Origin of the sequence: Litoreibacter arenae DSM 19593, from assembly GCF_000442275.2 — a bacterium.
Taxonomy (GTDB): domain Bacteria; phylum Pseudomonadota; class Alphaproteobacteria; order Rhodobacterales; family Rhodobacteraceae; genus Litoreibacter; species Litoreibacter arenae.
This window is the reverse complement of record NZ_KE557312.1, coordinates 234,223-253,696: the sequence shown is the minus strand read 5'-3', so window position 1 is coordinate 253,696 and position 19,474 is coordinate 234,223. Positions and strand designations below refer to the sequence as shown.

The following is a 19,474-nucleotide window of genomic DNA, read 5'->3' as shown; positions in this document are numbered from 1 at the left end:
CAAATCAAGCGTGACGTTGGGGCGCGGATGTGGAATAGACCGCACGAATATTCCTCTCACGAAGGCAGCTGACCATGATCCTCTACCCCGCAATCGACCTGAAAGACGGCAATTGTGTGCGCCTCTACAAAGGCGAAATGGAGCAGGCCACGGTCTTCAACGACGATCCTGCCGCACAGGCGCTTGCGTTCGAGCGAAGCGGTTGCGAGTGGCTGCACCTGGTCGATCTGAATGGTGCATTCGCGGGGGAGCCGGTCAATGGTGCGGCGGTCGATGCCATTCTGGCGCAAACAACTGTGCCCGCGCAGCTTGGCGGCGGCATCCGTGACATGGCAACGATCGAGCGTTGGCTGAGTAAGGGGCTAGCTCGGGTGATCCTCGGCACCGTCGCGGTGGAAAACCCCGACCTCGTCCGCGAGGCCGCCCGCGCCTTTCCGGACCAGGTCGCCATCGGACTCGACGCCCGAAACGGTATGGTCGCAACGCGCGGCTGGGCCGAGGAAACAGACATCGAAGTCACCCACCTTGCCCGTCAGTTCGAGGACGCAGGCGTTGCCGCGCTGATCTACACCGACATCAACCGCGATGGCGCGATGCAAGGCCCGAATGTCGAGGCAACGGCGGCGCTGGCACACGCCGTCTCCATTCCGGTGATCGCCTCAGGCGGCGTGTCGTCGCTGGATGACCTGCGCGCATTGAAGGCGTCCGGCGCCCCGCTTGACGGTGCAATTTCAGGCCGTGCGCTCTACGACGGCGCAATCGACCTAAAAGAGGCGCTGGACCTTCTGAAAGCCTAGCCCCTATTTGGCGGCGGCGGCTGTCAGCTTGCCTAATGCCCCTTGCATCATCTTGACGTATTCCGCGTCTTCCGGAATGTCGAGATCATCCAGCATATCTGCGGGGTCTTCGTAGGTCAGGACAGAGCCGTTCTCGGCCTCATAAACCGCCACTTTCATCGGCAGATACAACGCCGCGCGAATATCGGCGTTCATTGCGGGCGTTCCCAGCTTGGGATTGCCAAAAATCAACACTTGCGCGGCGGGCATCTGCAAATCGACGCTCTCGGCACCTTGCTGGTGATCCACGCGGGCGAACACGGTCGCCCCGGCTTGCCCCACTGCGGCTTCCAGCGCGTCCATGGTGTCGGCAACAGGCTTGCTGGAATTCACGGTGACCAGATCGGCGGACGCGGGCAGGGCAAAGCCAGCTACCGCGATCAAGGACAGAATAGTTCGGCGCATATCTTTCTCCTTCTCAATTCATGTCGCTACACCATACCAAGCAAACGAAGGCTGCCAATCACGTCTCTGGCATCGGCGTGGGATTGCCGCTAAACAGCCCCCGACAACCGGAGCCCTACCATGCTGAAAACCCGCATCATCCCCTGCCTCGACGTCAAGGACGGTCGCGTGGTCAAGGGTGTCAATTTCATAGACCTTATCGACGCAGGCGATCCGGTAGAGGCGGCAAAAGCCTATGATGCAGCCGGCGCGGATGAGCTGTGCTTTCTCGATATCAACGCCACCCACGAAAATCGCGGCACGATGTTCGACGTGGTCACCCGCACGGCCGAGGCCTGCTACATCCCGCTAACCGTCGGCGGGGGCGTGCGCACTCACCATGATGTACGGAACCTGTTGCTGGCCGGCGCGGACAAGGTCAGCTTCAACTCCGCCGCCGTCGCCAACCCTGACGTGGTGTCCGAGGCCGCTGACCGCTTCGGCTCGCAATGTATCGTCGTGGCGATTGACGCCAAGACAGTCTCACCCGGCAAGTGGGAGATTTTCACCCATGGCGGCCGCAAGCCAACCGGCATCGACGCGGTCGAGTTCGCCAAAACCGTCACTGCCAAGGGCGCGGGCGAAATCCTCCTGACCTCCATGGACCGCGACGGAACCCGCGCGGGCTTCAACCTGCCCCTCACGCGCACCATCGCAGACGCCGTGTCCGTGCCGGTTATCGCTTCCGGTGGCGTCGGCACGCTGGACCACTTGGTCGAGGGCGTCACCGAGGGCCACGCAGACGCCGTGCTGGCCGCATCCATTTTCCACTTCGGCGAGTTCACCATCGCCGAGGCCAAGGCCCACATGGCCAAGGCGGGACTGAACATGAGGCTGGGCGCATGACCTTGAACGATCTGGAAACCATCATCGCGTCGCGCAAATCAGCCGACCCGGAGAGTTCCTGGACCGCCAAGCTGTTGTCCAAGGGCCCCGAAAAATGCGCCGAGAAATTCGGCGAGGAAGCGATCGAGGCGATCATCGCCGCAGTCAAGAACGACCGCGACAACCTGACCAACGAGGCCGCCGACGTCCTGTATCACTTGCTGGTCCTGCTGGCCGCACGGGACGTCCCGCTAAACGATGTCATGGCTGTCCTTGAAGCACGCACCGCGCAGTCCGGCATCGCGGAAAAAGCGTCGCGCGACTAGGGCGCTACCGCATCCACAATTTGGCGCGCTTGATCTGGTTGCGCATTGCCTGCTCCCGCCGGGGCAGGTTCTCGCGGTCGAACATCTCGCGCACCTTATGGCCTTTCTTCTGATAGACCATACGCCGGATCGGCTCGTATTGCTTCAGCACTTTCTTGAGCTTGTTGGGCGCAAGCACCTCTTCCAGCACCCGCACCACCTCATCGCGCTCCCGCGCATAAAGCAGCGGCAACACGCGGTAGTGGCATGTGACCTCATGGTCCAACATATCGGACACCTCCGGCACGCGCCCGCCCCCGAACGAGTGGATCACCAACGGCAACGCCACCTGATCCAACCAAGGCTTCATTTCCTGACAGACCAGTTCTTCCGGCGGCTCGTCCCGTATCAGCCGGGCATAGTCCAAAAACCGCTCCCCGAACTCTTTGGGGCACCGAAAGTAAAAGAACCCGGCGTTGAAATACAGATAGCGCCGCCAGTATTCGTCCGGATAGCTGGTATCCAGCGAGCTTTCAAAATCCAGCCCGAACTTTTCGTAGAGAGAACCCCATATCTGGTTGTACCCCGGCCCGTAAAGCTCTTGCTGGGGCCATGTATTCTCCCGCTTCATCGACGCCGTAGGCCGGTCGAAATCGAACGGCACCTTGCTCAAATCGTCGACAACCAGCGTATCGGTGTCGAGAAACAGAAACGGCTCGCCTTCAGGCAAAACCTGCAACGCCTCGATCTTGTTGCCATAGGGGTAGCCACAGCCGAACACCTTGTTCTCGAACGGCAAGATTTCCGCACCCAGCGTTTCCAAAGAAGCCCGAACATCGTGATTGCCCATGCGCGGGTCGTGGTCCCAGCGGTGGTTCTGCTGCGGCTCCGCGACGAACACGCGGCCTTTGAAGTCAGGGTTTGTGTGCCGCAACGAGGCAACAAGCATAAGCGCCTCGTATTGAAGACGACCGCCCTGCCCCACCATCATGATATTGAAACGCGGCTGTTTCGCTTTTTTTGTCGCGGGCCTGTTTGCCGGCTTGGGGGGCTGCTTCTTTGTGCTCTTGGCCATGACGTCTCTTTTTCTTGATTGCGCGCATCATACGCAAAAAAGTCAAAGCCGGAAGCCACATGCGCAATCGCGCGCGAAAAATGAAGGGTGATGGATGAAAGTGGTGGGCGACCCTGGAATCGAACCAGGCGTGCGTCTCCGCGAGGGAGTTACAGTCCCCTGCCACACCTTGCGGCCTGTCGCCCACTGGCGGGCTGGATATAAGCCCTACCCTGCCCCGTCAACATGAAAACACCCACGCGCTTGCGCTTTTCTGCGCCAGATGATCTAGACCAGCTTATGAAGCAGAAAAAACCCACATGGGTCATCCAGAAAGAACGCGACCGCCGGGCCGCCGCCGCCGAGACCGTATGGCTGTTCGGCCTGCACGCCGTCCGCGACGCGCTGGCCAATCCGATGCGCGAGCGTCTGCGTCTTGTGGTGACGAAGAACGCCGCCGACCGGCTGGCCGAGGACATCGCCAAATCCGGTATGGAGCCGGAAATCAGCGACCCGCGCAAATTCGCAGCGCCGATTGATCCGCAATCCGTCCATCAGGGTGCGGCATTGGAGGTCAAACCGCTCGACTGGGGCAACCTCACCGATCTATGCGCTCCGCGCGGCCAGAATGCCCGTGTCGTTCTGCTGGATCGCGTAACCGACCCGCATAACGTGGGTGCCATCCTGCGCTCCGCGGAAGTGTTCGGCGCACGCGCCGTGATCGCGCCACATCGCCATTCGGCCCCCGAAACCGGCGCCTTGGCCAAAACTGCCTCCGGCGCTTTGGAACGCCAGCCTTATCTGCGCATCAAGAACCTCGCCACGACAATGGAAGCCCTGCGAGAGATGGGCTACCATCTGGTAGGTCTCGATGCGACCGGCGAGACATCGCTGCAAGACATTTCCCAAGATCAGCCGATTGCCTTGGTGCTCGGTGCGGAAGGCCCCGGGCTGCGCGACAAAACCAAGGAAACCTGCGACACGCTGGCGCGCATTGACGCTGCGGGTGCGTTTGGCTCCCTCAACGTCTCGAATGCGGCGGCCGTCTCCCTATATGCAGTGGGTCGTCCCAGCTAAGAGGCCCGCATGCGTCCAAACGTCAAAATCGCCACCTGTTGCTATTGCGGCAGGCGCACGATGTTGAAACCGACCGCCCGCAATGGTCACGAGCTCGCCTGCGGCAGTTGCGGTGCCCCTCTGCACGAAATGAAATGGCTGAAATCGCCTGAACGCGAGCTCCGAAAAGCGGCACCGGCACCTCAAAAGTTTGTAAGAAAACCAAAACCAAAAAAGCGAAAACGCAGCAAGCCTTTGTGGCATCGTGCCTTGGAAGAGGTTTGGGACGAGATCGAAGACATCTTCGACTAAAGCGAAATCGGTTTAATCTGCAACAGACCGCATCACTCAACGCGTTGAAATCTTTGATTTCAGGCAGCGTTGAGTGATTCAGATTTACCGATTTCTGCTCTAGTTCACGATTTTGTAAGAACACTGGAAACCACACGCCAGCCTTCCCATCTCAATGGCATGGGCGCTGCACCGGAACTGCGCGCCCGACTACACTGTCCCTCGTTCCGTGACTGCGCCCGTGGCCCCCGCCACGGGCGCTTTTTTCTGTTCTTGCACGATCACAACCGCCAACGCATATTTCACCAATGGATTACTCCGACGAACATCTGCGCGACGTCTTGAAGTCAACCAAAGTCATCGCCTGTGTCGGGGTGTCAACCAACCCCGTCCGGCCGAGCTATTACGTCGCGCGATATCTCACGCTGAAAGGCTACACGGTTATTGGTGTGAACCCGGGCCATGCGGGCAAGACCCTGTTCGGTCAAACCATCGCGGCCTCCCTCTCCGATATTCCCGACACCGCGAATGTCGACATGGTCGACATCTTCCGCAGACCCGAGGCAGTTCCAGGCATCGTGGACGAGGCCATAGCGACCCTGCCCCACTTGCGCACGATCTGGATGCAGATCGGAGTGATCCACGCTGAGGCGGCGCAAAAGGCGGAGAGCGCGGGCCTGACCGTCATTCAGAACCGATGTCCGAAAATCGAATACCAACGGCTGTTCGGAGAGTTGCGCATGGGCGGCTTCAACACCGGCGTCATCTCATCGAAGCTCTAACGGCTTCTTTTTTCCGGAAATACCTCCCCCGGAGGGTCGGCCCGACAAAAGTCCGACATAAAGCCGACGCATCGCAGACGCCAAAAAACAGGCAAAACGGCGCGAATGCGCCTCAACCGGATCAAGCTATCCTGCGAACACTCCTGCAAGGTCTTTGAACCCCTTGATCTCGATCGGATTGCCGGAAGGATCGCGAAAAAACATCGTCCACTGCTCGCCCGGCTCACCCTCGAACCGCACCGACGGGGCCAAAACCCACTCCGTCCCTGCACCCTCCAGCCGGTCCGCAAGCGCCCGCCAATCATCATAGCCAAGGACCAGACCCAGATGCGGCATCGGGACCATGTGACCCCCCACTTTGCCGGTTAATGCGTTGGCAAACGGCTCCCCCAGATGCAGCGAAAGCTGATGGCCGAAAAAGTCGAAATCGACCCAAGTGTCGGTGGACCTCCCCTCGGCACATCCCAGCACACCGCCGTAGAAGGCACGGGCGTGGTCAAGGTCGGTCACATGATAGGCAAGATGAAATGGCGTCAACATGGTCATGACTTACATACCATTGTAGCGCGCCTGCCAAGTCACTAGTGTCCGCCTCAGCAAAAAACCCACAGGGAGATATCCATGTCTGATCCATCAAATTACGGCTTCGATACGCTGCAAATCCACGCAGGTGCCCGCCCCGACCCGGCCACAGGCGCACGGCAAACGCCGATCTACCAGACGACAGCCTACGTCTTTCGGGACGCGGAACACGCGGCCGCATTGTTCAACTTGCAGGAGGTCGGATATATCTATTCCCGCCTGACCAACCCGACCGTCGCCGTGCTGCAAGAGCGCATCGCGACACTTGAAGGCGGCGTCGGAGCCGTGTGCTGTTCATCAGGCCACGCAGCGCAGATCATGGCCCTGTTTCCGCTGATGCAGCCCGGCTGCAATATCATCGCCTCCACGCGCCTTTATGGCGGGACGGTCACCCAGTTCTCGCAGACCATCAAACGCTTTGGCTGGTCGGCCAAGTTCGTCGACATGGATGATCTGGACGCCGTGAAAGCGGCCGTGGACGACAACACACGCGCGATTTTCGGCGAGGCCATCGCCAACCCGGGCGGGCACATCATGGATGTCCGCGCCGTGGCCGACATCGCCGACGAGGCTGGCATCCCGCTAATCATCGACAACACGACCGCAACGCCCTATCTGTGCCGCCCAATCGAGCTTGGCGCGACGCTGGTTGTCCACTCCACCACCAAATACCTGACCGGCAACGGCACCGTCACCGGCGGCTGCGTGGTGGACAGCGGCAAGTTCGACTGGACGGCCTCTGACAAGTTCCCGTCCCTGTCGCAGCCCGAGCCCGCCTATCACGGCCTTAAATTCGCGGAGACCTTCGGCCCGCTGGCCTTTACCTTCCACGGCATCGCCATCGGACTGCGTGACCTTGGCATGACCATGAACCCACAGGCCGCGCATTACACGCTCATGGGCATCGAGACGCTGTCACTCCGGATGGAGCGCCACGTCTCCAACGCAGAGAAGATCGCAGAATGGCTGGAGAACGATCCGCGGATCGAAACGGTTACCTATGCAGGTTTGAAATCCTCACCTTACAACGCTCTGGCGAAGAAAGTTTGCCCCAAAGGCGCAAGCGGCTTGTTCACCTTCGCTGTGAAAGGTGGCTACGACGCCTGTATCAAGTTGGTCGACAGCTTGGAGATTTTCTCGCATGTGGCCAACCTCGGTGACACCCGGTCGCTAATCATCCACTCCGCCTCTACGACGCACCGGCAATTGACGGAGGAGCAGCAGAAGGCTGCTGGCGCGGCACCGAACATGGTGCGTGTCTCCATCGGCACAGAGAATGTGGAAGACCTGATCGCCGACCTTGATCAAGCGCTGAGCAAAGCTACCGCGTAACCCTTCGCCGCCCCCGGCACGCGATGCTTGGGGGCGGTTTGACTTTCTTCCCCCTCCGTTGTGATATATCCTTGGTCTATCAGCAGGACTGATGCTGACGTTGCAGGATAACTGACGAGATGGCCCGCCCCAAATGAAACCAAATTTCGCCCTCAACCTGTCGGAGGACGGCATCGTCCTCCTGCACCGCCATCCTTCGGGGGGTGGTTGGGTTGACGTCGGCGAAGCTCCGCTGGACAGCGATGACCTCGGAGCGGCACTTGCGGCGCTTCGCGACAAGGCAGAAGCTCTTGAAGGGCCTGGCTTTGCGACCAAGTTGATCCTACCGCCATCGCAACTGCTCTACGCAAAGATCACTGTGGACGGCGACGTCAAAACGGACGTCGAAGAGGCACTGGCAGAGCGCACGCCCTACGCGGCGTCGGAACTGAGCTACGACATTTCAGGCGAGCCGCCAGAGGTTCAAGTAGTCGCAGTCGCCCGCGAGACGCTGGCAGAAGCGGAGGCTTTTCTGGGGCCCTACAACTTCAATCCGGTCGGCTTCAGCGCGAACCCCGATCCTTCGCATTTTGTTGGCATACCAAACCTAGGCCCCCTTCCCTCCAAAGGCGGGGACGGTGTGCCGAAAGATGACAAACCATTGACGGTCTTGTCACCGGACGAAGTGGCCGCATTGGCAGCACCCGCTTCCAAGGAAGACGCCGCCCCGCGCGATCCGTTGGTGTTGAGCAATGCTGACGCACCTCCAGATAGAAGCGGCGACGATGAGCCGGTGAAAGCCCCCGCAAAACAGCCATCGGAAGACGCCACACCGACAGCGGCGGCCTTCTCATCAAGGCGCAAGCCGTCGTTGGGTCCCGCCAAGGATATCTCCGGCGAGATCGTTACATCAAAAGCGCCCCGCATTGCCGTTCCGAAAGATGAGGTGCGCAAAAGCCCTGAAGCGAAGAAACCACCGAAGGTCGAACCACGCGTCAAAACGGGCGAGGCCGCAAAGAAAAAGGCGGCCCCGCCGATCGTGCCGCCGAAAGCTGCGACGAAGAAAAACGACAAAAAGAAGAAATCCCGCAACCTTGGGACCAGCGTCGCGGCACTGCGCGGCAAATCGAAAGCTGCCGCCAAGCCAACGGAGCAACCTACGGCCACCAAGCCCATTTCCGTAAAGGATCCCATCGCAGAACTTGCCGCAAAGCAAGCCGCGGGCAAGCCACGCTTCCTCGGGTTGATACTGACCGCCATCTTACTTGTCGCACTGCTGATTTTCGCCGCGTTGTCATCGTATCTTCTGCCGGAGAACGCGGTATCGCGCCTTCTACGAGGCGATGAAACCGAGACTACAAGTCAGGATAACGTAGGCTTACAAGAGGAACCGGTCGATGTTGGCACAAGTGAGCGGCTGGCTTCGCTTCCACGCCAGGACACCGGTGACGCCTTCACCATTCCGTCGGAAGAAGAAATCGCAGAGTCCGAAGAGCCGGAGCCGGAGTTTGAACTACCGCCGACGATGTCCCGCACCGAGGCCGAAACCGCCTATGCGGTGTCAGGCGTCTGGCAGTTGGCACCTGATCTGCGCACTGAAATGACCCAGCAGGATCTCGACGATCTTTATGAAAGTTCGCTTGATCCTGATCTTACTTTTGAGGATGCGCCAGCGCTGGCAAGTTTCGACACGGCGGCTCAGGCGTTGGACTTTGAAGTGCCTTCCTCGCCGCCGGCGGCATCCATTTTGTTTAACCTCGATTCACGAGGTTTGGTAAAGCCCGCGCCTGACGGCGCCGAAAATCCGGATGGAATTTTGGTCTTTAGCGGCCCCCCACCCGTTTTGCCCTTGCAGCGCCCAGGTGGGGTCGCACCGTTGGAAACTCTGGAACCAGATGAGCCCGAGCAGGAGGCGCCTGCGGAAAATCCCTTGGCGGGTTTCAAGCCAACGCAGCGACCGTCCGATCTGCAAGAGCGGAGAGAACGCGCGGCACAAGGCGGCCTGTCCAACGCGGAGTTGGCCAGTATTCGACCGCAAGTGCGTCCTGACTCAGCGCAAGCGGTCGCCCGCGCTGAAGCCATTGCACGAGCGCTTGCGGAAGCAGAAGCAGATACCCGAGAAGCCGAAGCACAAGCAGCAGCCGAAGCCGCGGCACAGGCGGAACTGGACAGGCCGACCGCTCAAGCTGTCGCGCGTTCACTGCGACCTGACAGTCGACCTCGCAATTTTGCACGTATCGTGGCAAGAGCCCAACAGGTGCCCGCGCAACAACGCACCGCTGCGGCAGCATCTACAGCAGCGGTATCGCGAGGCAACGGCCCTGCGGTAGCACGCTCCAGTCGTGCGGCACCGACAGGGACCACGCGTGCATCGGTCGCGCGCGCCGCAACGGACAACAACGCCATATCCCTTGGGAAAGTGGCACTGGTCGGAGTCTTCGGCACCTCCTCAAACCGCCGCGCCTTGGTCAGACTGCCAAACGGGCGGTTTAAAAAGGTCGGTGTCGGTGACAGCATTGACGGAGGGCGGATCGCCGCTATTGGCGAAGGGCAGCTCAGATACACCAAGCGCGGTCGCACTCTCACCCTTGAGATGCCAAACGGCTAGACGAGCACCAGCGTCGCCAACCCGAGAAACGCAAAGAAGCCGACGACATCGGTCACAGTCGTCACGAATGCGCCAGAGGCGAGCGCAGGGTCTATCCCCAGCTTCTCGAGCCCTACTGGGATGAGTATCCCTGCCAACGCGGCAACGACCAAGTTGATCACCATGGCTACCGCGATAACCGCCCCCAGCATCGGGGTGCCAAACCAGACAACGCCAACCACGCCCATGATCACCGCGAAGATCAAGCCGTTCAACAATCCTGCAACGGTTTCCCTGCGCACAACCCGCCACATATTGGACCCAGTCAGGTCGCGCGTGGCGATGGCACGAACGGCCACCGTCAGCGACTGCGTCCCCGCGTTACCGCCCATCGACGCAACGATCGGCATCAATACCGCCAAAGCAACGATCTGCGTCAATACTTCCTCAAACTGGGAAATCACCAAACTGGCCAGAATAGCGGTAAAAAGGTTTACACCGAGCCAGGGCAAACGCTGACGCACGGTTTCCAAGGTGCGGTCCGACAGTCGTTCCTCGCCGCTCACACCTGCGAGGCGCAGAATGTCCTCCTCCGCTTCCTCGTCCAGAACGACCATGGCGTCATCAATCGTGATGACACCAACCAGTCGTTCGTCCTCATCGACGACAGGTGCAGAAATCAGGTGGTATTGATTGAACGCATAGGCCACTTCCTCTTCCGGTTGGGTTACCGGAATGGTGCGAAAGCTGTCCTCTTTTATCGAAGTCAGTTTCGTCGCACGGGGGCTGCCCAGAAGCTTGCCCAGCGTGATATAGCCGGTCGGATGATACCCCGGATCGACGAGTATGACGTGGTAGAACTGCTCCGGCAGATCATCTTCGCGGCGCAGGAAGTCGATTGTCTCACCCACGGTCCAATGCTCCGGCGCGACCACCAGTTCGCGCTGCATCAGACGACCTGCGGAATACTCCGGGTAGCTCAGCGCGCGCTCGACCGCGACGCGGTCGGCGTCTTCGAGCGCGCCGAGGATTTTCTCCTGCTGGTCGTCCTCCATGTCTTCCACGAGGTCGACCACATCGTCGGAGTCCATCTCACGAACTGCCTCGGATAGCACGCCCTCGGGCAGATAGCCGATGACCTCTTCGCGTAGGTTCTCATCCAGCTCTGACAGAATTTCGCCGTCGATACCCATCGACCAGAGCCCCAACAGCGCCCGGCGTTCACCGGAACTGATCTGCTCCAGAAGATCGGCGATGTCGGCGGGGTGCAGGGGATCAAGAGCCGCGTCGATTGCAGCTGCGTCCATCGCTTCGATCGCATCGTGAACAGCCGAGACCACTGCACGTTCAATGCGGTAGCCGCCCTCCGCCGATTCCGGCTGTTCGTTCAAATCATCGGTCATGAGTTGAAAGCTCCTGTGGCTAAATGCGGCTAGACTCGTCATACAGAACCGCTTGCAATAGCGACAGCCGCAATATGCAAATCACACTCGACCGTGAGGGGGATAGCACAGCCACATGACTGAAAAGACCGACATCTTGCTGGGGCAAACCCTCAGCTTTCGCAGCGATCCGTTTTGTAACCCTGTTGACGACGCCGTCCAGATCGAGCGCCAGGGTGCCGTGCTGATCCGCGACGGATTGGTTGTGGAGGTGGGACCGGCCGACACCATAACGCGCCCTGACCATGCAAAAGTCACCGACTACGGTGAGCACCTGATCATGGCGGGCTTCATCGACGCGCATGTTCATTACCCGCAAACGGCCATCATCGCGAGTTGGGGCATGCGGCTGATCGACTGGCTGAACAGCTACACGTTTCCCGAAGAGGCGCGGCTGGCTGATCCAGCTTACGCGGGCAAGATCGCCAAGCGGTACTTTGATCTGGCGCTCGCCAATGGCACGACGACCTCGCTCAGCTACGCGACAATCCACCCGACGAGCGTAGATACCTATTTCGAAGAGGCACACTTGCGGGGCTTGCGTGCGCTGGCCGGCAAAACCTGCATGGACCGCAATGCCCCAGACAACCTGCGTGACACGGCCCAAAGTGCTTACGACGACAGCAAAGCACTGCTTGAGAAATGGCACGGCAAGGATCGGCTAGGATACGCTATCACGCCGCGTTTCTCCCCCACCTCAACACAGGATCAGTTGACCGCCTTGGGCGCATTATGGGCGGAACATCCGGACTGCCTGATGCAAACGCATATCTCCGAACAGCACGAGGAAATCGCTTGGGTGTCAGAACTGTTCCCCGATGCCCGCGATTATCTGGACACCTATGAGCAGCATGGCCTGCTCGGCGAGCGGTCGGTGTTCGGACACGCGATACATCTGACCGAGCGGGAACAGGCCCGTATCAAAGAGGTCGGCGCCGGGCTTGTCCACTGCCCGACCTCAAACACCTTTATCGGCTCAGGCTTGTTCGAGACGGCGCGACACAAGCTGTCCGGACAAAATGTGGGCTTGGCGACGGACACCGGTGGCGGGTCGTCGTTTTCCATGCTGCGCACGATGGCGTCCGCCTACGAGGTCAGCCAGCTAGTCAGGCAGCCGCTCCATCCGGCGCAATTGCTTTGGCTAGCAACTTGCGGCTCGGCACAAACGCTTCATCTGGCGGACAAAATTGGCAATTTGTCGAAGGGTATGGAAGCTGATCTGGTCGTGCTCGATCTCGCTTCAACTCCGGCGATTGCACAGCGTAGCGAGCGGGCGGAAGACATTTGGGAAGCGATATTCCCGACAATCATGATGGGCGACGATCGCGCTATCTGTGACGTCTGGATCGCGGGGAATTTGCATCAGACCTGAGCACTCACCATTAGCGCCAGTCAGCAGCCGGGTCTAGCAAGCACAAGCACCCAGTAATCTCCCCTCGCTCGCGCGGCGCCGTATTCGGTCGCTTTCGTCGAAAGATTGTTTGCACGGTGTCCTGCGCTGTCCATCCAGCCTTGCATGACCTGTTGAGGGGTCTGCCAGCCCTGCGCGATGTTCTCTGCGACAAAACAGAAGTCGTAACCCTGGTCCACGACACGCCGGGACGGCGTCGATCTGTCGGAACCCTGATGGCTGAAGAAACCACCACGCGCCATATCCTGCGCATGAATGCGTGCCGCTGCAGTAAGCTGCGCGTTTGGCGCTAGCGGCGACAGGCCAGCCTTGGCACGGGCATTGTTGAGCAGCGCACCGATATCAGCGCGCCCGACCGTGTCATCCTTGACGGTCGTTTGCGGGGAGGTTGCCACGGCAGTGTTGGATGCGCAGCCAGCAAGGGCAAACAAGAGCATCGCTATTGAGCAAAACTGTTTCAGCATATTGCATCCTCATCTCTCAAAGGCTATCCGCCAAATTCCGCGCGAGCCTGTTTTGCTGTCGAACTGCGTCCTCTAGATCAAACTTACAGAACCGGCCATCTCGCACAATTTCGCGTCCCTCAACGATCAAATCCCGTACACGCGTCGGACCGGCAAGCAGCAAAGCGGCAGGGTCCCACGAGCCCGCGCATTCCACGCCCGTCACGTCCCAAATCGCGATATCTGCGCGGAAACCTTGGCGAAGCTGGCCGCATTCACCGCCACGCCCGAGCACCTGAGCACCACCACGCGTCGCTATTTCCAGCGCTTCCCGCGCCGACATGGCATCAGCGCCCCGCGCAACGCGCTGCAACAGCAACGCCTGACGCGCCTCACTGATCAGATTACCTGAATCGTTCGAGGCTGATCCGTCCACACCCAGCCCGACCCGAACACCGGCGTCCCGCATGGCGCGAACCGGCGCAATCCCCGAGCCGAGCCGACAGTTGGAGCACGGACAGTGCGCCACGCCGGTTCGGGTGCGCGCAAACAGGTTAATCTCCGCGCTATCCAGTTTCACGCAATGCGCGTGCCAGACGTCATCACCAACCCAACCCAGATCTTCGGCATATTGCCCGGGACGACATCCGAACTTCTCTAAGCTGTACGCGATATCCTCCTCGTTTTCCGCCAGATGCGTGTGCAGCATCACCCCCTTGTCGCGGGCCAACAGCGCCGCATCGCGCATCAACTCGCGACTGACGGAGAACGGCGAGCACGGTGCCAGACCGACGCGCACCATCGCGCCTGCCTTAGGATCGTGGAAGCGGTCAATCACGCGAATACTGTCTTCGAGTATGGCACGCTCTTTCTCGACCAGCGAGTCTGGCGGCAATCCGCCATCACTTTCGCCGATACTCATCGCCCCCCGCGTGGGATGGAAGCGCAGACCGATCTCATTTGCGGCAGCCACTGTATCGTCGAGGGTTGAGCCATTGGGGTAAAGATAAAGATGATCCGACGTCATCGTGCAGCCTGAGAGCGCCAGCTCCGCCAGCCCAACCTGCGCGGAGACGAACATTTCTTCAGGACCGAAGCGCGACCAGATGGGGTAGAGGGTCTGAAGCCAGCCGAACAGCAAAGCGTCCTGACCTCCGGGAACCGCACGGGTCAGCGTCTGATAGAGATGATGGTGCGTATTCACCAAGCCGGGTGTGACAACGCAGCCTTCCGCATTGATGACGCGCCCGGCTGTTTCAAGGCCACTTTCAACTTCGACGATCACCCCGCCGCGGATCAAGACATCAGCGTCCCGCAACTCTCGTCGGGTGTCGTCCATCGTCAACACAGTGTGCGCGTTTTCGACGAGCAGCTCAGACATAAGGAAGCAACCTCTCAAGGGCAGCTGCGTGTAATTCTGGCGTCGCGGCGGCGACGATGCGCCCGCCTTGATCCGCAGGACCGCCTTGCCAATCCGTGACGATCCCGCCTGCGGCTTCGATCACGCCAAGCGGTCCTTGAATATCGTAGGGGGCAAGTCCCGCCTCGACAACAAGGTCGATCTGGCCAAGCGCCAGCAATGCGTAGGCGTAACAATCCATACCGTAACGGGTCAATTGGCATTGCTGCGCAACGGCGCGGAAGCCTTGGGCATCCGCATCTGTGCCCACCTCAGGGAAGGTGGTGAAGATCGTGGCATTCGCCAGTTGCTGCGTTTTCGACACCCGCAGCTTCGCTTTGCCATGCGGCCCCGTGAACTCCGCTTGCCCCAAGCCGCCCAAGAACCGCTCGCCGATATAGGGTTGATCAATCAGCCCCATAATGACGCTCTGACCATCGTGCAGCCCGATGAGCGTGCCCCATGTCGGCGTGCCAGAGATATATCCACGCGTCCCGTCGATCGGGTCCAACACCCAGGTCAGCCCCGACTTGCTGGCCTTGTTTCCAAGCTCCTCGCCCAAAAGGCCGTCATCGGGTCGCGCCGTCTCAATGAGATCGCGCATAGCACGTTCTGCGGCGCGGTCTGCTATCGTCACGGGATCAAAGCCTGTTTGCAGCTTGTTGGCTGCTTCTAGCCCGCCCGTGCGAAAATGCTGTAACGTTTCCGTTCGCGCTACGTCGGCCAACCGATGGGACAGCGCCACCAATTCTGCTCTCAATTTGTCGTTCATGGCAGCCTCTACGCAACATGGGATGCGTCCTTGTCGCGTGGGAACACTTGAGGATCAAGGGGCAGACCTCATGCGCGCCTTGTGCCGTCAGCCTGTCATAGCTCGAACGGTCGGATGCGCACATGGCTTCGCCGTGCTTCCTTGTGTGTTCTGTCCTTCTTTACCCGCGCCCGCCCCCTCTTGCTCCAGACCCTCGAAAAAATAGCCCACGGACACTGACAACGCCTGCGCAATGTCCCAAAGACGCGACGCGGATATCCGATTGGCACCGGACTCGTATTTCTGGACCTGCTGAAACCGGATGCCCAAGGCTTCAGCCAATTCGCCCTGCGTTTTGCCGACCAGCCAGCGCCTTTGGCGCACGCGTCTGCCCACGTGAATATCAACCGAATGCACCATGTCACATACTCCCGACCTGTTCAGGACAGTCTGTGGGTCAGAATGCAAAGAAATTGTTAATATTCAAACCTTCGCGAGCCTCGTTTTGCTGTGGTCACTTGACCTCTGCGTCGGTAGTTTTGTTGCGATCAAAGTCAGGAGCTGCAAGATGCGCGCTTATCAAGTCACGGAATATGGCCACCCTCCCGTATTGCAGAATGTCCCTACCCCCGAGCCCAAGCCGGGCGAAGTTCTGTTGAAAATCGAAGCCTGCGGGTTGAACTTCGCTGACTTGCTGATGGTGAAAGGCACCTATCAGGAACGCCCTGCTCTCCCGTTCACGCTGGGCATGGAGGTTGCGGGCACAGTCGTTGCGCTTGGGGAAGGTGTAGCCAGCCCCGGCATCGGATCTCGGGTGGCTGTCTTCGGAGGAAATGGCGGGCTTGCAGAATTCGGCACATTTCCCGCCGCGCTTTGTGTGCCCCTACCCGACAGCATGGGTTTCGAGGCCGCTGCGGCATTTCAAGTCGCATATTCGACCTCACATGTAGCTTTGGACTACCGCGCACAGCTGAAGCGAGGCGACACGCTTCTGGTGCTCGGTGCCGCTGGCGGCGTCGGTCTCACCGCAGTGGAGCTTGGGAAACTAATGGGGGCCACAGTTATCGCTTCGGCCCGTGGGCAAGCGAAGCTCGAAGTGTGTCGCCAAGCCGGCGCGGACCATCTGGTCGATTCCGATACCGATGATCTGCGGGAGGTGGTGAAATCTCTTGGCGGGGCCGATGTCGTGTATGATCCCGTCGGAGGCGATCTGTTTGCTGACGCCTTGAGGGCCTGCAAACCGGAAGCGCGGGTTCTCACCATCGGCTTCGCTTCAGGTGTCGTGCCACAGATCCCGGCCAATCACCTGCTGGTAAAGAACATCAACGTAATCGGCTTTTACTGGGGCGGCTACCTGCGCTTCAAACCTGAGGTTCTGACCGACAGTCTAAAACAGCTGTCGCATTGGTATTCCGAGGGTAAGCTGCACCCCCACATCAGCCACACCCTGTCGCTGGATAAGGCGGCCGAAGGGCTGGAGTTGCTGCGCTCCCGCCAATCCACCGGAAAAGTTGTCATTACGCCGTAAGTTGCGCCTTCTCGCGTGGAGACCATTCGGAAAGATAAGCCCCTCGTATCATATCACGGAGCGCCGTCAGCACCGGATCTTCCTCTGCTTGCAGATAAAGGACAATCCTGGACTGACCGGGGTCAGGCAGCACACCATCATGCGCGATCGGGCCTGTCTGGTGCGGGTAGACGCCCTTGATCGCAGCGGTGATCGCCAGATCGGCGCTCACCACGGCTTCCACCGCGTTGTCCAGATCGGAGTCAACCACCATTTCCCAATCGAACCCCGCCTCGTCCAACCGTTTCAACACGCCGGAGCGGAAAATGCAGTTCTTGCAGAATGCCACAGGCAAAGGGCGCGCTTTCCATGCCGACCCGCCCAGTGCTCCGATCCAAACCAACGGCAGCGTCACCAAAGCCTCTCCGCCCGGTCCGGGATGCTCTTCGGTGGTCAGGATCACATCGCATTCCCCCCTGCCGAACATCTCGCGCAGGCGACGGGTCGGGGCCGATACCAAGCGCATCTGAACGCGCGGAAAATCTGCGGCGAAGCTGCGCAGGATGGGTGGAATGTAGGGATAGATGATGTCGTGCGGCACACCGAGTGTGATTTCACCTTCGTACTCTTTCGCAGTGAGCCGCGTGTAGGCCTCGTCGTTCAAGGCCAACATTCGCCGCGCATAGCTTAGCAACTGCTCGCCTTCCGCCGTCAGAGAGACCGTGCGGTTTGATCGATCCAGTAGCGAGACGTCCAGCGACTCCTCCAAGCGCTTCAACTGCATTGACACCGCGGACTGGGTCAAATGCAGGTAGCCGGCCGCTTTGGTCACGCCGCCGCTATCGGCAACCGCGATGAAGGATCGCAAAGACGTGATATCCAAATTTCGCGCCATATCAATTCCTGTGATGTAAGAGGCAAAAAGCATTCATTTCAAAAATGAAGCACGATCAGGCATGTATATCAACATAAATGATCCAAAAACGGATTTTCATCACAGTTGTCGAAGGATGCGACCATGACTGATCTCACCTGCACCACCCCGCTCCGCCGCACGGATCGAAGAATTGGCTTCATGGGGTACTTTGCGCTGTATCGGCAGCGGAAGGCACTAGCGGCGTTGGATGACACGAGTTTGACGGATATCGGCCTCACCCGCGCGGAAGCCGACGCCGAAGCCCAACGCCCTGTTTGGGACGCTCCTGCACATTGGAGGTAAACGCTGTAAGCCAGTGGTTTTTCTGGGTTTCAGTTAATAATATCTCTGCTGAGCCATTGATCCACAATATCTCAACGGGGTGAAGCATCGTCTTTGAGATAAATCGCGGATATTTGTGACCAAAACACTTCGGAATTACTTGAAAACGCACGCCGTGTGCCCCACTTTAACAGCATACAGTGCCGGATTTTATCCGGCTTGCTTCAACTTGCCTGAAAGGGAGTGTTTTCATGGCTGAATACAAGACGATGGGGTCAGTCGGCGTAGGTAGCCGCGCGGCCGCCATCGACGAGGGCCTCAGGGCCCATATGAGTAAAACCTACGGCCTTATGTCGATCGCCATGTTGATCACCGGGGCCGTGGCATACATTGTCGGGAACAACGACGCGATGCTGGCTGCGATCTTCGGCACTCCGCTGAAATGGGTCGTCATGTTTGCGCCGCTGGTTGTGGTCTTCGCCTTCAGTGCGATGATCAACCGCTTGTCGGCAGGTGCCGCACAGTTGGTATTCTGGGGTTTTTCCGCGTTGATGGGGTTGTCGATCAGCTACATCTTCGCTGTCTATACCGGCATCTCTATCGCGCAGACCTTCTTGGTCACGGCTATCGCCTTCGCCAGCCTTAGTTTGTGGGGATATACCACCAAGAAAGATATCTCCGGCTGGGGGTCGTTTCTGATCATGGGCGTGATCGGCCTGATCCTCGCGTCGATCATCAACATCTTCCTCGGCTCCCCCGCGATCCAGTTTGCGGTGTCCGCTTTGGGTGTGCTGATCTTCGCAGGCCTCACGGCTTATGATACGCAGCGTCTGAAGAACGAGTATATTCAGATGGCGCAATATGGCGAAAGTGAGTGGCTTGCCAAATCCGCGATCATGGGCGCGCTGAGCTTGTACCTGAACTTCCTGAACATGTTCATGTTCCTGTTGCAGTTCATGGGTGCGCGCGAGTAATCGCGCTTCCAGACCTCATGGAAAAGGGCCAGCAGTTTGCTGGCCCTTTTTTTATTGCTCTTGCCCCTAGTTGCATCTGCCTAGATTGCTGACACATCAGCGCTATTGGACATATTCCGTCTCTACGACTGCTTTGCGCCGCGGCGTTCCGTAAGTGTAAGTTTTCACGGTGGTATTCCCGACCTTGCGAACCTTGACCGTTTGGGTCTCCGAGACTTGAACCAATGCCTCGGTCTCACTGTAGAGTCCTGTGCGAGAAGACGCTGTACCCTGACG

Annotated in this window: 21 protein-coding genes and 1 tRNA gene; 12 read left to right on the top strand and 10 right to left on the bottom strand. The window is 59.3% G+C overall.

Annotation, left to right across the window (positions count from 1 at the left end; all coding sequences use genetic code 11):
• The first annotated feature begins 74 nt into the window (after positions 1-74).
• The gene (gene hisA / locus THALAR_RS11430) at positions 75-797 is read left to right on the top strand and encodes a 1-(5-phosphoribosyl)-5-[(5-phosphoribosylamino)methylideneamino]imidazole-4-carboxamide isomerase (RefSeq protein ID WP_021101715.1); all 723 of its coding nucleotides are present in this window, start codon (positions 75-77) and stop codon (positions 795-797) included.
• Positions 798-800: 3 nt separating this feature from the next.
• Here hisA and THALAR_RS11425 read toward each other — a convergent pair whose 3' ends face one another.
• Complete coding sequence (locus THALAR_RS11425; protein WP_021101714.1) at positions 801-1,241, bottom strand: DUF302 domain-containing protein; 441 nt, start codon at positions 1,239-1,241, stop codon at positions 801-803.
• 120 nt (positions 1,242-1,361) lie between these two features.
• Between THALAR_RS11425 and hisF the strand changes: the two genes are divergently transcribed.
• Positions 1,362-2,126 (top strand): imidazole glycerol phosphate synthase subunit HisF, encoded by a 765-nt coding sequence (gene hisF / locus THALAR_RS11420; protein WP_021101713.1) that lies wholly within the window; start codon positions 1,362-1,364, stop codon positions 2,124-2,126.
• Positions 2,123-2,431, top strand: a complete 309-nt coding sequence (locus THALAR_RS11415) for a phosphoribosyl-ATP diphosphatase (RefSeq protein WP_021101712.1) — start codon at positions 2,123-2,125, stop codon at positions 2,429-2,431. The genes hisF and THALAR_RS11415 overlap by 4 nt, the downstream gene beginning before the upstream one ends.
• A gap of 4 nt (positions 2,432-2,435) precedes the next feature.
• On the opposite strand, the gene THALAR_RS11410 is transcribed toward THALAR_RS11415, so the two are convergent.
• The gene (locus THALAR_RS11410) at positions 2,436-3,485 is read right to left on the bottom strand and encodes a hypothetical protein (RefSeq protein WP_407638143.1); all 1,050 of its coding nucleotides are present in this window, start codon (positions 3,483-3,485) and stop codon (positions 2,436-2,438) included.
• Positions 3,486-3,586: 101 nt separating this feature from the next.
• A tRNA-Tyr gene (locus tag THALAR_RS18440) sits at positions 3,587-3,670 on the bottom strand.
• A 94-nt stretch (positions 3,671-3,764) separates the two neighbouring features.
• Here THALAR_RS18440 and rlmB point away from each other — a divergent pair.
• The 3 genes from rlmB (at position 3,765) to THALAR_RS11395 (ending at position 5,593) form a co-directional block, all read left to right on the top strand.
• Positions 3,765-4,541: a 23S rRNA (guanosine(2251)-2'-O)-methyltransferase RlmB gene (rlmB, locus tag THALAR_RS11405; protein WP_040818439.1), complete on the top strand. Its 777-nt coding sequence runs from the start codon at positions 3,765-3,767 to the stop codon at positions 4,539-4,541.
• Between the two features lie 60 nt (positions 4,542-4,601).
• Positions 4,602-4,832, top strand: coding sequence for a hypothetical protein (locus THALAR_RS11400; RefSeq protein ID WP_322786915.1), 231 nt, complete (start codon positions 4,602-4,604; stop codon positions 4,830-4,832).
• Positions 4,833-5,119: 287 nt separating this feature from the next.
• The gene (locus THALAR_RS11395; RefSeq protein WP_021101707.1) at positions 5,120-5,593 is read left to right on the top strand and encodes a CoA-binding protein; all 474 of its coding nucleotides are present in this window, start codon (positions 5,120-5,122) and stop codon (positions 5,591-5,593) included.
• A 126-nt stretch (positions 5,594-5,719) separates the two neighbouring features.
• Here the strand turns inward: THALAR_RS11395 and THALAR_RS11390 are convergent, their stop codons facing one another.
• Positions 5,720-6,133, bottom strand: a complete 414-nt coding sequence (locus THALAR_RS11390) for a VOC family protein (protein ID WP_040818552.1) — start codon at positions 6,131-6,133, stop codon at positions 5,720-5,722.
• Positions 6,134-6,214: 81 nt separating this feature from the next.
• On the opposite strand from THALAR_RS11390, the gene THALAR_RS11385 reads away from it, so the two are divergent.
• Complete coding sequence (locus THALAR_RS11385) at positions 6,215-7,507, top strand: O-acetylhomoserine aminocarboxypropyltransferase/cysteine synthase family protein (protein ID WP_021101705.1); 1,293 nt, start codon at positions 6,215-6,217, stop codon at positions 7,505-7,507.
• 133 nt (positions 7,508-7,640) lie between these two features.
• Positions 7,641-10,094, top strand: a complete 2,454-nt coding sequence (locus tag THALAR_RS11380; RefSeq protein ID WP_021101704.1) for a hypothetical protein — start codon at positions 7,641-7,643, stop codon at positions 10,092-10,094.
• On the opposite strand, the gene mgtE is transcribed toward THALAR_RS11380, so the two are convergent.
• On the bottom strand, positions 10,091-11,476 hold the full coding sequence (mgtE, locus tag THALAR_RS11375) for a magnesium transporter (RefSeq protein WP_021101703.1): 1,386 nt from the start codon (positions 11,474-11,476) through the stop codon (positions 10,091-10,093). The two genes, THALAR_RS11380 and mgtE, sit on opposite strands and share 4 nt — an antisense overlap.
• A 115-nt stretch (positions 11,477-11,591) precedes the next feature.
• Here mgtE and guaD point away from each other — a divergent pair, with 115 nt between their 5' ends.
• Positions 11,592-12,887: a guanine deaminase gene (gene guaD / locus THALAR_RS11370; protein WP_021101702.1), complete on the top strand. Its 1,296-nt coding sequence runs from the start codon at positions 11,592-11,594 to the stop codon at positions 12,885-12,887.
• A 20-nt stretch (positions 12,888-12,907) separates the two neighbouring features.
• Here the strand turns inward: guaD and THALAR_RS11365 are convergent, their stop codons facing one another.
• The 4 genes from THALAR_RS11365 to THALAR_RS11350 all read right to left on the bottom strand — a co-directional run bounded on the left by THALAR_RS11365 (position 12,908) and on the right by THALAR_RS11350 (position 15,939).
• Positions 12,908-13,390, bottom strand: coding sequence for a CAP domain-containing protein (locus THALAR_RS11365; RefSeq protein WP_021101701.1), 483 nt, complete (start codon positions 13,388-13,390; stop codon positions 12,908-12,910).
• A 16-nt stretch (positions 13,391-13,406) separates the two neighbouring features.
• Positions 13,407-14,750: an 8-oxoguanine deaminase gene (locus THALAR_RS11360; RefSeq protein WP_021101700.1), complete on the bottom strand. Its 1,344-nt coding sequence runs from the start codon at positions 14,748-14,750 to the stop codon at positions 13,407-13,409.
• Positions 14,743-15,540 carry a histidinol-phosphatase gene (gene hisN, locus THALAR_RS11355; RefSeq protein ID WP_021101699.1) on the bottom strand — a complete coding sequence of 266 codons (798 nt, stop codon included), beginning with the start codon at positions 15,538-15,540 and terminating at the stop codon, positions 14,743-14,745. Before hisN ends, THALAR_RS11360 begins: the two co-directional genes overlap by 8 nt.
• 87 nt (positions 15,541-15,627) lie before the next feature.
• Complete coding sequence (locus THALAR_RS11350) at positions 15,628-15,939, bottom strand: helix-turn-helix domain-containing protein (protein WP_083483461.1); 312 nt, start codon at positions 15,937-15,939, stop codon at positions 15,628-15,630.
• 148 nt (positions 15,940-16,087) lie between these two features.
• Here THALAR_RS11350 and THALAR_RS11345 point away from each other — a divergent pair, with 148 nt between their 5' ends.
• The gene (locus THALAR_RS11345) at positions 16,088-17,047 is read left to right on the top strand and encodes an NADPH:quinone oxidoreductase family protein (RefSeq protein ID WP_021101697.1); all 960 of its coding nucleotides are present in this window, start codon (positions 16,088-16,090) and stop codon (positions 17,045-17,047) included.
• Here the strand turns inward: THALAR_RS11345 and THALAR_RS11340 are convergent.
• On the bottom strand, positions 17,037-17,921 hold the full coding sequence (locus tag THALAR_RS11340) for a LysR family transcriptional regulator (protein WP_021101696.1): 885 nt from the start codon (positions 17,919-17,921) through the stop codon (positions 17,037-17,039). The two genes, THALAR_RS11345 and THALAR_RS11340, sit on opposite strands and share 11 nt — an antisense overlap.
• A 123-nt stretch (positions 17,922-18,044) precedes the next feature.
• On the opposite strand from THALAR_RS11340, the gene THALAR_RS11335 reads away from it, so the two are divergent.
• Both THALAR_RS11335 and THALAR_RS11330 read left to right on the top strand, forming a co-directional pair.
• Positions 18,045-18,245 carry a DUF1127 domain-containing protein gene (locus THALAR_RS11335; RefSeq protein ID WP_040818436.1) on the top strand — a complete coding sequence of 67 codons (201 nt, stop codon included), beginning with the start codon at positions 18,045-18,047 and terminating at the stop codon, positions 18,243-18,245.
• Between the two features lie 230 nt (positions 18,246-18,475).
• Positions 18,476-19,198, top strand: coding sequence for a Bax inhibitor-1/YccA family protein (locus THALAR_RS11330; protein WP_021101695.1), 723 nt, complete (start codon positions 18,476-18,478; stop codon positions 19,196-19,198).
• The last annotated feature ends 276 nt before the right edge of the window (positions 19,199-19,474 follow it).

Excerpts from the sequence above, each read along its gene's own strand:
- THALAR_RS11340 (WP_021101696.1), bottom strand. The coding sequence starts at position 17,921 with ATGGCGCGAAATTTGGATATCACGTCTTTGCGATCCTTCATCGCGGTT.
- THALAR_RS11400 (WP_322786915.1), top strand. The coding sequence starts at position 4,602 with ATGTTGAAACCGACCGCCCGCAATGGTCACGAGCTCGCCTGCGGCAGT.
- hisF (WP_021101713.1), top strand. The coding sequence starts at position 1,362 with ATGCTGAAAACCCGCATCATCCCCTGCCTCGACGTCAAGGACGGTCGC.
- THALAR_RS11365 (WP_021101701.1), bottom strand. The coding sequence starts at position 13,390 with ATGCTGAAACAGTTTTGCTCAATAGCGATGCTCTTGTTTGCCCTTGCT.
- THALAR_RS11425 (WP_021101714.1), bottom strand. The coding sequence starts at position 1,241 with ATGCGCCGAACTATTCTGTCCTTGATCGCGGTAGCTGGCTTTGCCCTG.
- THALAR_RS11345 (WP_021101697.1), top strand. The coding sequence starts at position 16,088 with ATGCGCGCTTATCAAGTCACGGAATATGGCCACCCTCCCGTATTGCAG.
- mgtE (WP_021101703.1), bottom strand. The coding sequence starts at position 11,476 with ATGACCGATGATTTGAACGAACAGCCGGAATCGGCGGAGGGCGGCTAC.
- hisA (WP_021101715.1), top strand. The coding sequence starts at position 75 with ATGATCCTCTACCCCGCAATCGACCTGAAAGACGGCAATTGTGTGCGC.
- THALAR_RS11415 (WP_021101712.1), top strand. The coding sequence starts at position 2,123 with ATGACCTTGAACGATCTGGAAACCATCATCGCGTCGCGCAAATCAGCC.
- THALAR_RS11395 (WP_021101707.1), top strand. The coding sequence starts at position 5,120 with ATGGATTACTCCGACGAACATCTGCGCGACGTCTTGAAGTCAACCAAA.
- THALAR_RS11380 (WP_021101704.1), top strand. The coding sequence starts at position 7,641 with ATGAAACCAAATTTCGCCCTCAACCTGTCGGAGGACGGCATCGTCCTC.
- rlmB (WP_040818439.1), top strand. The coding sequence starts at position 3,765 with ATGAAGCAGAAAAAACCCACATGGGTCATCCAGAAAGAACGCGACCGC.
- hisN (WP_021101699.1), bottom strand. The coding sequence starts at position 15,540 with ATGAACGACAAATTGAGAGCAGAATTGGTGGCGCTGTCCCATCGGTTG.
- THALAR_RS11360 (WP_021101700.1), bottom strand. The coding sequence starts at position 14,750 with ATGTCTGAGCTGCTCGTCGAAAACGCGCACACTGTGTTGACGATGGAC.
- THALAR_RS11385 (WP_021101705.1), top strand. The coding sequence starts at position 6,215 with ATGTCTGATCCATCAAATTACGGCTTCGATACGCTGCAAATCCACGCA.
- guaD (WP_021101702.1), top strand. The coding sequence starts at position 11,592 with ATGACTGAAAAGACCGACATCTTGCTGGGGCAAACCCTCAGCTTTCGC.
- THALAR_RS11390 (WP_040818552.1), bottom strand. The coding sequence starts at position 6,133 with ATGTTGACGCCATTTCATCTTGCCTATCATGTGACCGACCTTGACCAC.
- THALAR_RS11330 (WP_021101695.1), top strand. The coding sequence starts at position 18,476 with ATGGCTGAATACAAGACGATGGGGTCAGTCGGCGTAGGTAGCCGCGCG.
- THALAR_RS11410 (WP_407638143.1), bottom strand. The coding sequence starts at position 3,485 with ATGGCCAAGAGCACAAAGAAGCAGCCCCCCAAGCCGGCAAACAGGCCC.
- THALAR_RS11335 (WP_040818436.1), top strand. The coding sequence starts at position 18,045 with ATGACTGATCTCACCTGCACCACCCCGCTCCGCCGCACGGATCGAAGA.
- THALAR_RS11350 (WP_083483461.1), bottom strand. The coding sequence starts at position 15,939 with ATGGTGCATTCGGTTGATATTCACGTGGGCAGACGCGTGCGCCAAAGG.